Consider the following 9,792-nt stretch of genomic DNA (forward strand, 5'->3'; position numbering starts at 1 on the left):
AATCAGTACGATTCACTAGACTCCCACTGATCCTCATTACATTCTACTTTATATGTTGGGGCACTTTTAGATTTCTCGTCCACTTAACGAAAAAGGTTCTATTTGTCGTCAATAAGTGTAAAGTTTAAAACCATAAATATATCGTAAATAATTTATTATTTACATATCTAATATTGTACTACTGGACAAATATAATATAATTCATAGTAAGAAGGAGAACCCTTTTCAGGTTCCCTTTTTCTGAACCTTAATTATGACAAATTTAATCTTTTACCCTTTTAATCTCTCCGTGTGTTGGCGCAACTAAAAAAGGATCTCCATGACTTCTAAATCGTTTATAATGCTTCGAACAATAACCTAAACTCTTGTGTTTACCATTGCACCCTTCAACCTGACAAACGCTTTTTGTTTGGCTTTTCGGAAAATAAAGTGGATCCCAGTATTCGGTAGTACTTAGAATTTCGCGTGCTTTTGTAAAATATGCATACTTCATATCACTATAAATATTAATTTTACTTACGCCTAGTTGAATCGATTCACCAGTTGAATTCCTTCCGTTACGTAAACTTCCACAATTGGTATAAAAAACCACATTAAATCTGTTCGTTTAAAGCTCCAGGCTGCTTTTCATATTCTAGCCCGCTTGTGAACTGGGTCACTACATGTGTAAGTTCGTGCCCAATCACATCTAGTGAGTTTGTAAAACCTAACAAAAATAGTTCGCTGATTAATATATGATATTAATGATCACTGGTCATGACTCATGCCTCATAAATTGGATCTCCGTGAACTGATATTCTGCCTTTTGCTCATAATATTCCTTTAAAGGGACACTCTATAATCAAAATAAACTTCTATAGGTTGGAGGCTGTCAGAATGAAGGTTTTATCAATGATCCAGCCGTGGGCAAGCCTTTTTGTCCTTAGAGAGGCAACATATGAAACAAGGTCATGGAGAACGAATTATCGGGGGCCACTTGCCATTCACACAAGTAAAAAAATAGATAAAGACGCCTCTAACCATATAGCCATAAAGTCGTTGCTTGGTAAGCACGGATACACACCAGAGAATCTTCCAACTGGCCAGATCATTGCTGTATGCAAACTTGTAGATTGTTTGAAGGTAACTGAAAACAATGAGACATGGGCCATTCTGGAGGATGGTCGAATCGTATCAGGGAATGACTATTTTATGGGTAACTTTATAGTGGGAGGTTATGCTTGGGTAGTTGAGGATATGCAGATGCTGGATGAATTTATTCCAGCAAAGGGAAAGCTAGGATTATGGGAGCATGTTTTAATTTTATAGGAGCTGATACATTGCACACGATGCGCTGAATCAGCTCCTTCAGGAACCCACTTTTCACGCACAAAATCTTCTAGCTTCTTTATTTTTTCAGACATCTATATATTTTGATTCGTGAATTAATAGAAAATAATAAAGTTCGAAAAAGTATACCTTTTTAGAAAAATGAACATCGAAATAAAGGAAATAGCTGTTAAATAATCATTCGTATTCTGTGATCTAGAAACGTAATACTTTGTAGAAAAGACCCTATTTTGTCGTCATGTAGAGTAAATGGTTAAACTAATTATTTTTAATAAATACTTTACTATTTACTCAATATAAAACCAATTCTAGGTACAAAAAGAGAAGGCCCTATTAAAGACCTTCTCTTTTTGTATTACTTTGAAACTTACCCGCCCATTTATTACAAAAGTGCTGATTTCTTTAGGTAATAACTAATGAATCCTAACAAAAAAGATGAGTTACTATTTAGATACTTATAATAAAACATTGGCAGCTTTCTTGGACAGATGATCGATTCTAGACATTATAGAGGAGTCATCGATCGTAGAAATGCTCTCAGGTTTAAACAACTGCAATTTTCTTAACTGATAAAAATCAAAAAGCATTTGTTCAATAGTCAGTTGGTTTTTCATTAAATATATTGGGTCTAACATAGTAAATAACATCTTATCCTGTAGGATTAACAGTCTTCCATTGATTTTATTAAAGATACCACTCTCCATACCTTCATTATAAAAAATCAACAACTGCTTTTCGCGAAACTGAATTGTTTCCCATAATTTATCATACATTGACGGATACGCATGTTGAAGTTCATCAAGAAAATCATCCGTAATAAAAAGAGCAAGTGAAACGGATTGTTCAAACAATTGTTGGAACTTTGTTATATACAAAGTTTCTTCTTTAGGTAAATCTTTGATCATATCATTAAGATATTGAACAAAACCATCTGTCACTTTATGAAATAGATCTTCCTTGTTGGGAAAATACTTATATAAAGTTGCTCTGCTTATGTCCATGATTTTTGCAATATCATCCATCCGTAATGTCTGAAATCCATTTTTTCTGATGCTTGGCATCAACTTTAGAATAAGTTTATCTTGTGTTTGTCTAAATTTTTGAGTCGTTGTATTTTCATGAGTCACCTTATTTCCTCCTCATTGCTTACTATTATACCAAAAAACACTATTCACTAATACAAAGTAAACAAGATATACAAAAAACATCTTTTTTGTTTACTTTGTATTATTTTAAGTGTTAAACTAGCTATGCAGTTAAATTACTACCTTAAAAGAGAGGTTATAATATGAAAACAAGAAAATTAGGTCATAGTGATTTAGAGGTTTCATCTATCGGATTAGGTCTTATGGGGATGTCTCCAGGAATCTACGGTACTATAAATGACGAAGAATCTATAAAAACCATCCACCGTGCCATGGAACTTGGAGTGACTTTACTCGATACGGCTGACACTTATGGTAACGGACATAATGAAGAACTCCTTGGTAAAGCATTAGCTGGACATAGAGAAAAGGCTATTGTCGCTACTAAATTTGGATTTGGAGCTAATTGGGAGTTTGTTGGAGGACATCCGGATTATGTAAAGAAGGCCGTTGACGAGAGTTTAAGACGTTTGGGGCTTGATTATATTGATTTATATTATCAACATCGAGTAGACCCTAACGTTCCTATTGAAGAAACAGTTGGAGCTATGGCTGATTTAGTTAAGGAAGGAAAAGTTCGTTATCTTGGACTTTCTGAAGCAGAGGCAGATATTATTCGACGTGCACATGCCGTTCATCCAATATCTGCATTACAAACAGAATACTCCCTTTGGAGTCGAGATATTGAAGAAGAAATACTTCCGACCGTTAAAGAATTAGGTATTACTCATGTAGCATACAGCCCCCTAAGTAGAGGATTTATATCAGGAGAATTACGTAGATTTGAGGATCTTGCATCTGATGATATTCGCAGACATTTACCACGTTTCCAAGGCGATAACTTCCAAAAAAATGTTGATATTGTGGAGAAACTGAAGGAAGTTGCAAAGGAAAAGAATGTTACCATTTCCCAACTTGCAATAGCTTGGACAATAGCCAAAGGTGCATTACCAATTCCAGGAACAAAACGAGTAAATTATGTAGAGGAAAATGTTAAAGCAATAAACATTAAACTTACAGAAGAAGAATTGGCACAGCTTGAAGCAGTCAGCCCAGAGAGTGCCGTACATGGTCGACGTTATTGAAAAAATATGGTATATAATGCTTAACCCTTTACCTTGGTACTTAGAGAAACACCTTGTCTTAATATAAAGAGACAAGGTGTTTTAGGTATTTAAAAATTAAATAAAGACATTATCAAGAGAGGGAAAAGGTAAGATCTATATGTGTAAATTAATTCTATGAGTGAAGAGTGTTCAATAAAGTATACGTTTATAGTTAACATAAAACCTGTTATCGGCACTAAAAAAGGATCTTTCGTTAGAAGATCCTTATAGCTGCTTATTTACTTTAAGTATTTTTTAGAAATTAAGTATAAAGGCTAATACAACTAAATAAGTTAATGACAATAAACTTAATAGAAAAACAAAAGATGCAAAAAGTAAAACCTTTGACTTTTTATTTACCAATATTAAACCAACCTGGCATTGCTTGAATAACATTCCATAGTTTTTCTGGAATATTAAGCTGGTCTAGTTTCGAAACATTCAACTCAGAAGCTATCTCAGCTTCACGTCCATTTGCGACCTTTTCTACCCAATCAGGGTTCATAATTAACGTATGCCCAATGGCAACTAACGGCAATCCTAATTCCATAGTTTTAAGAGCATCATCTGGAGTTACCATGGAACCAGCAGCCAATACTGGTACCTTACCGTTTGCTTTTTCAAGAATCAATTCAATCCGTGTTTTTTCATCTTGACTATCTACTGGCTTTGAAGACACATTATCTAATGAAGCATGTATATAATCTAAATCCTGTTCAACAAGGAAATTAATTAATTCATACGTGTCTTTCATACGTAATCCGTCCTCTTTGGAGGATTCTTCAGGTGAAAATCGGTATCCTAAAATGAATGGTTTTGTAGCATGTTTTTCAATGACATTTTTGATTTCTTCAATAATCGCCAACGGAAAACGCAAGCGATTTTCAAGTGATCCTCCCCATTGGTCCGTCCGTTGATTCGTTGCTGGCGACCAAAAATTCTGTATCAAAAATCCATGAGCCCCATGAATTTCGACGCCATCAAATCCGGCTTCAATCGCTCGTCTTGTTGTGTCTCCAAAAGCACGTACAATCGACAAGATCTCCTCATGTGATAGTTCTCTTGTTTCTGAAGTTGAACCTAAATTAGTAACTTCGGGTTGCAATGTACTTGCACTAACTGCATCCAATCCAGGCAGGGCTTTATTACCTGCATGAAAAATCTGAAGTACCGCAGGTGAGCCTCCACTTTTCGCTGCATCAGCTAATTTTCGTAAACTTGGAGTAAATTCATCATTGTATCCAGCAAATTCATTCGTAAAACCTTGCCCATTAGGTGTAACATGAGTACACCCTGTAATGACGAGTCCTACTCCATTCACTCTTTGTTTGTAATACTTTACTTCGTCATCCGAAATGGTAAGATCGTCATTACTTGACCAGGTTGTCATAGGTGCCATAACGATTCTATTCTTAATTGTTATTCCACTTCTGAATGTGAAGGATTCAAATAACCTACTGTATTTTTGATTCATTTCTTTAACCTCTCTATCGAATATTCTTCTAATGTAGAGTTAATCTGGACTACTATTATTACTATTCTGAGCCGTTACAACTATCCCTATTAGAAGTTCTACTTTAGTGTAAGTGGTTAACGTTAGGGTAAGTCAAGCGTTAATTTTTATATGATTATATAAAGGATTTTTGTTTTTATTTCGCCTTTATGATATATTTTCAGTTACAGTAACTGTAACTGAAAGTGGGGTGAGTAATGTTGTATTCAATGAAATATGTAGTGGAGAACTTAAATATATCTGCAAAGACACTTAGATTTTATGAAGAGCAAGGGATACTGCCAAATGTATCTCGTGATGAAAGAGGTCGTAGAGTTTATAACGAACAACATATCGATTGGATTTCTTTTATTCTTTGTCTCAGAGAGACAGGAATGCCTATTTCTAAGATAAAAGAATATAAGGACCTTTATGTAGCAGGAAATACTACTTTCTTGCAAAGAGAAGAAATGTTGATACAGCATAAATTGGAAGTGCAGAAGAAAATTGAAGAAAGCGTAAAACACTTGGAAGAAATAAACTATAAAATAGCCATGTATGAACTTCAGAAAGAAGAAGTTAGAAAAAATCCTAATTATAATTTTAAATGTCACGGTCTGGAGGTTAAGATTGAGAATTAATGTACGCTAACGGGTGCTGGTTTAATTTCAAAAAAGACTGTCAATAGACAGTCTTTTTTATTTCATTCGGTGTCATAACTTAATATATTAGGCATTTAAAGTAGAAAAATAGCCCCGTTTCCATCAGTCGTTTTTTCTATTTTTAGTTCGTATATGATACACATCTTGAGTTAACATAATCACTCTTTCCGGAACTAAGAAGGCAAAAAAACCCTTGGTGCAGTAAGCTTCCACCAAGGATTCTTTTGCCGTATTATGTAACTTTTTATGACTACGTTCTTTGGATAGTTGGAAGAAACAAGAACATATAAAAAGCGCACCTTTTATAAATATGTTGTAACTTCTCTGAAATAGTCCTGTTATAAAGAGAAGTTAGAATGGATTTGCAGTTATTTTTTGTAATAGAGTTTATTTATTTATTGCTTAATATAAAAGAGATTAACCATACACTTCAGATAATATTCTTCTTATTAAAAGTACATTAAACTTAAGTGATTATAAAATTTATAAGGCTTCTTTTAATACCTCAAAAAGGATATTTATAATTTGGACTATACCAAAAAAATATATAGAGAGCATTTTACTTAATTTGATAAAATCTTATTTTTTAATCAGTACAGACAAGTCACCTTCAAATACTTTTTGTTCTTTATTATTGTAAGTAGACAATAGGACAGTAAGGATTCCAGTTTCGTTATTTTTCGTTTTTTTGTCAATAACTTCTACAATAGTATGTAATTCATCTTCCGGATAAACAGGTTTTATAAATTTAATATTGTTCATCTCAGTTCCAGCAATAACATCATTCCCATACATACCTTCTTCAATCCAAAGTTTAAATGAAAGGGCAATGGTATGGATTCCAGAAGCAATTATTCCGTTAAATCTCCCTTGTTGCGCTTTTTCCTCATCTAAATGCATATATTGAGGATCAAACTCTTCTGCAAATCCCATAATCTCTTCTTTTGTTAATTTAAAGGATTTGGTTTTAAATACTTGCCCAATTGTAAAATCCTCTAGCTTCATAGATACACCTCTTATTTAAAAATCAATGTTGTACTTGTTTATATTAGTTTAGTATTGCATCCTCATCAAGTTAAGTAAGTACACAATATGAAAAGAATGATAATGTTTTTACGTAACCACATTACATCCATTAGCCCAACCTTTTGTTAACTTACAATTAGCTTAAAAAGATTAAAGAGAAAGAGGATATGTTTGATTTGAAAAAGTTCATAAAAGTATACTTTTATGGACTTTTATCTCGCGAACTATCTGTTTGGGTTTATTTTTTATGGAGTGTAAATGCATAATTTTATCTAATTTATTACTACTTAAAGAATACATCTCATATTTAAAACCCTACTTCATTGCTAAATTGTTTGTTCTTTTTAGTCAAAGAAAAACCCTTCAAATATAATATATCATCAACTTCAGTAAAATAGAGATTACACTATATTTGAAGGGGATAAAATCAGTTTTTATGCAGTGCTTTACATCCGTATTTTATTACCATTTCTATAAATATATAACATTGATAGCTAGTCCTCTAAGTATATAATCTGTTGAGATATGTCATATTAAATCCTTTTACATAAACTAGCCTTCCTTTTAAGTTGTTACATGTAGAGGTAACATTCATCTCTAAATATATTGTTCTCTACCCAATAAAACAAGGAAATAAAGCGTTTTCATATTATTTTAAATGTGTCTTATAAAGGATTAATTTAAATGAATTAACTTGTTTTGCTCATTTCGTTCTTGCTCTTACTGTTCGTATTGATTTTTCTTTTAACTTTTACATAATAAAAAACATAACAAGCAAGAATTAATGGTACACCACAGTAGATTCCTAGTCTCTGTGCTGGAATAAAGAAAAGACTTATGAGAATGATGCCATATATAACAAATCCGGCAATTGGAACAAACGGATAGAGGGGAGTTCTAAACTTTAAATCCTCTAGCTTCCCGCCTTTATTAAGATAATGTTTACGGAAAAAATACTGAGAAGCACAAATTGACATCCACACAGTAATTGTAATAAATCCAGAGATTGAAATTAACCAAAGGTAAACAGTTTCAGCTGCAAAAACACTTGTTAAAAGCGAAAGAGCAGAAACAGATATTGTCATAATTAACGCGTATAGAGGTATTCCACGTGATGATAATTTTTTTAGAAAAGCTGGAGCCATGTCATTTTTAGACAAAGACCAAAGCATTCTAGTTCCAGCGTATAAGCCTGAGTTAGCTACGGAAAGAAGAGCTGTAAGGATAACGAAATTCATAATATCAGCTGCATAAGGAATTCCTATGTTATCTAGCACTACAACGAATGGACTCTTTCCTAATCCTGCCTGTTCCCAAGGGATTAAGGCTGAAAGAACAAATATGGCTAAAACAAAGAACACCATCGTTCTCCAAATAATATTTCTAATTGAACCTGGTAAAGTTTTTGCTGGATCTTCACTTTCTCCAGAAGCAATTCCAACCAGCTCTGTGCCTTGAAATGAATAATTAACTGTGACTAGAGTTAACAGTACTGCACCAACACCGTTGGGAAATAGTCCCCCGTTATTTGTAAAATTAGATAAAAGTGGAGCAGATTCTTCTCCTTTTAAGTCAATTAATCCAAACATGGCTGCGCCTCCAAGAATGATAAAAGCAACAATAGCTGATACCTTTATACTTGAAAACCAAAATTCTGTTTCCGCATAACTTCTTGCGGATAGTGCATTAATGACAAAGATGGTAACTCCAAAAGTTAAACACCAAACCCAGACAGGAACTCCAGGAAGCCAACGTTGCATGGTCATACCTGCAGTTGTAAATTCGAGCCCTACACTGTTGGCCCAACTAAACCAATACAACCATCCAATCGTAAATCCGGTAGCAGGATTAATAAACTTCGTAGCATATTCCTGAAATGAGCCTGAACTAGGCATAGCTACAGCAAGCTCACCAAGACATAACATAACAAAGTACATTAATAATCCGCCTATCATAAAAGCAAGTACAGATCCACCTGGTCCGGCTTGGCCAATAATGAATCCAGAGCCATTAAATAGTCCTGTTCCTATTACACCGCCAAGTGCAATCATAAACAAATGTCTACTCTTCATCGTCCGCCTTAACTCAGTATTTTTATCATCAAAATTTGTCATCGTGCTCCTCACTTTCATACATTATGTTTTCCGAATAGTGGAATTAGTTCCACAATACGGAATTATATTTAATTTTCAGATAACTAAACGAAAAAGTCAATATCTTGTTTTATTTATTTTTTTATTCGGAAAATTTAGTTGATTTGATTGAAAAACTTTGTTAAATTCATATTTAATCAAGTACTAAAAACTAAAATTAAAGTTGAGGTAAGTTATGGTACAATCCATTGATCGAGCTGTAGATATCATTCAAATACTAGACTCTTGTGATAAAAAAGATTATTGGTCCATCTCCGAGATAACGGAACGAACTTCTCTCCCTATTAGTACAGTTCATCGGCTACTTAATTCTTTAATGAAGAATGGGCTTGTCTCGCAAATCCCAGAAACAAAACACTATACATTAGGTCCAATCTGGATGGAAATAGGATTGAGACAATTAGAAAGAGTAGACTTTAGAATCGTTGCAAAAGAAAGCATGGAACGATTAGCTTATGAAGTTGAAGAGAGTGTTTACTTAAGTGTGTTAAATGGTACGTATTCTACTATTATCGAAAGAATTGATAGTCCATTAAAAGTCCGGGTTATTGATAATCTAGGCGAACAAATTCCTCTTCATATAGGAGCTCCTAATAAAATTATGTTAGCTCAGATGAAATCAGATGAAAGCCATCAACTTATTAACGGATATCCTTTTTTAACGCCAGAGCAAAAGCAAACTTTTTTAGAACAACTAGTAAACATTAGAAATCAAGGGTATGCGGTGAGTTATGGAGAGAAAACAGAGGGAACTGCATCCATTGCCGCCCCTATTATAGGATTTAACAATAAAGTAGTAGGAGCATTAAGTGTAGGTGTAACTAGCAATAGTATTAATCAAGACAGATTAGATACTCTTATTGATAGTGTGAAAGATGC

The 9,792-nt window shown here is 33.6% G+C and carries 8 protein-coding genes and 1 pseudogene; 4 read left to right on the top strand and 5 right to left on the bottom strand.

Annotated features, from left to right (window positions below; genetic code table 11):
• Positions 1-596: 596 nt before the first annotated feature.
• A pseudogene (locus tag ACFX4N_RS30270) lies at positions 597-704 on the bottom strand (M4 family metallopeptidase); the annotation flags it as partial.
• 172 nt (positions 705-876) lie between these two features.
• Between ACFX4N_RS30270 and ACFX4N_RS30275 the strand changes: the two are divergent.
• Positions 877-1,308: an ASCH domain-containing protein gene (locus tag ACFX4N_RS30275; protein WP_016766054.1), complete on the top strand. Its 432-nt coding sequence runs from the start codon at positions 877-879 to the stop codon at positions 1,306-1,308.
• Positions 1,309-1,784: 476 nt separating this feature from the next.
• Here ACFX4N_RS30275 and ACFX4N_RS30280 read toward each other — a convergent pair whose 3' ends face one another.
• A complete protein-coding gene (locus tag ACFX4N_RS30280) occupies positions 1,785-2,456 on the bottom strand; it encodes a TetR/AcrR family transcriptional regulator (RefSeq protein WP_301264706.1) in 672 nt (223 codons plus the stop codon).
• A 161-nt stretch (positions 2,457-2,617) separates the two neighbouring features.
• On the opposite strand from ACFX4N_RS30280, the gene ACFX4N_RS30285 reads away from it, so the two are divergent.
• Positions 2,618-3,559 (top strand): aldo/keto reductase, encoded by a 942-nt coding sequence (locus tag ACFX4N_RS30285; RefSeq protein ID WP_192101357.1) that lies wholly within the window; start codon positions 2,618-2,620, stop codon positions 3,557-3,559.
• Positions 3,560-3,932: 373 nt separating this feature from the next.
• Here ACFX4N_RS30285 and ACFX4N_RS30290 read toward each other — a convergent pair whose 3' ends face one another.
• Positions 3,933-5,054, bottom strand: coding sequence for an NADH-dependent flavin oxidoreductase (locus ACFX4N_RS30290; RefSeq protein WP_192101356.1), 1,122 nt, complete (start codon positions 5,052-5,054; stop codon positions 3,933-3,935).
• Positions 5,055-5,290: 236 nt separating this feature from the next.
• Between ACFX4N_RS30290 and ACFX4N_RS30295 the strand changes: the two genes are divergently transcribed.
• A complete protein-coding gene (locus ACFX4N_RS30295) occupies positions 5,291-5,713 on the top strand; it encodes a MerR family transcriptional regulator (RefSeq protein WP_097813485.1) in 423 nt (140 codons plus the stop codon).
• A gap of 600 nt (positions 5,714-6,313) precedes the next feature.
• On the opposite strand, the gene ACFX4N_RS30300 is transcribed toward ACFX4N_RS30295, so the two are convergent.
• Together ACFX4N_RS30300 and ACFX4N_RS30305 are read right to left on the bottom strand one after the other, a co-directional pair.
• A complete protein-coding gene (locus ACFX4N_RS30300; RefSeq protein ID WP_192101355.1) occupies positions 6,314-6,739 on the bottom strand; it encodes a MaoC family dehydratase in 426 nt (141 codons plus the stop codon).
• A gap of 710 nt (positions 6,740-7,449) precedes the next feature.
• A complete protein-coding gene (locus ACFX4N_RS30305; protein WP_377263726.1) occupies positions 7,450-8,892 on the bottom strand; it encodes an amino acid permease in 1,443 nt (480 codons plus the stop codon).
• A gap of 196 nt (positions 8,893-9,088) precedes the next feature.
• On the opposite strand from ACFX4N_RS30305, the gene ACFX4N_RS30310 reads away from it, so the two are divergent.
• The coding region (locus ACFX4N_RS30310) for an IclR family transcriptional regulator (protein ID WP_377263728.1) at positions 9,089-9,792 on the top strand (704 nt) is incomplete at its 3' end.

The sequence above is a fragment of the Priestia sp. YIM B13551 genome (assembly GCF_042787905.1).
Classification (GTDB): Bacteria; Bacillota; Bacilli; order Bacillales; family Bacillaceae_H; genus Priestia.

Excerpts from the sequence above, each read along its gene's own strand:
- ACFX4N_RS30275 (WP_016766054.1), top strand. The coding sequence starts at position 877 with ATGAAGGTTTTATCAATGATCCAGCCGTGGGCAAGCCTTTTTGTCCTT.
- ACFX4N_RS30285 (WP_192101357.1), top strand. The coding sequence starts at position 2,618 with ATGAAAACAAGAAAATTAGGTCATAGTGATTTAGAGGTTTCATCTATC.
- ACFX4N_RS30290 (WP_192101356.1), bottom strand. The coding sequence starts at position 5,054 with ATGAATCAAAAATACAGTAGGTTATTTGAATCCTTCACATTCAGAAGT.
- ACFX4N_RS30295 (WP_097813485.1), top strand. The coding sequence starts at position 5,291 with ATGTTGTATTCAATGAAATATGTAGTGGAGAACTTAAATATATCTGCA.
- ACFX4N_RS30300 (WP_192101355.1), bottom strand. The coding sequence starts at position 6,739 with ATGAAGCTAGAGGATTTTACAATTGGGCAAGTATTTAAAACCAAATCC.
- ACFX4N_RS30305 (WP_377263726.1), bottom strand. The coding sequence starts at position 8,892 with ATGAAAGTGAGGAGCACGATGACAAATTTTGATGATAAAAATACTGAG.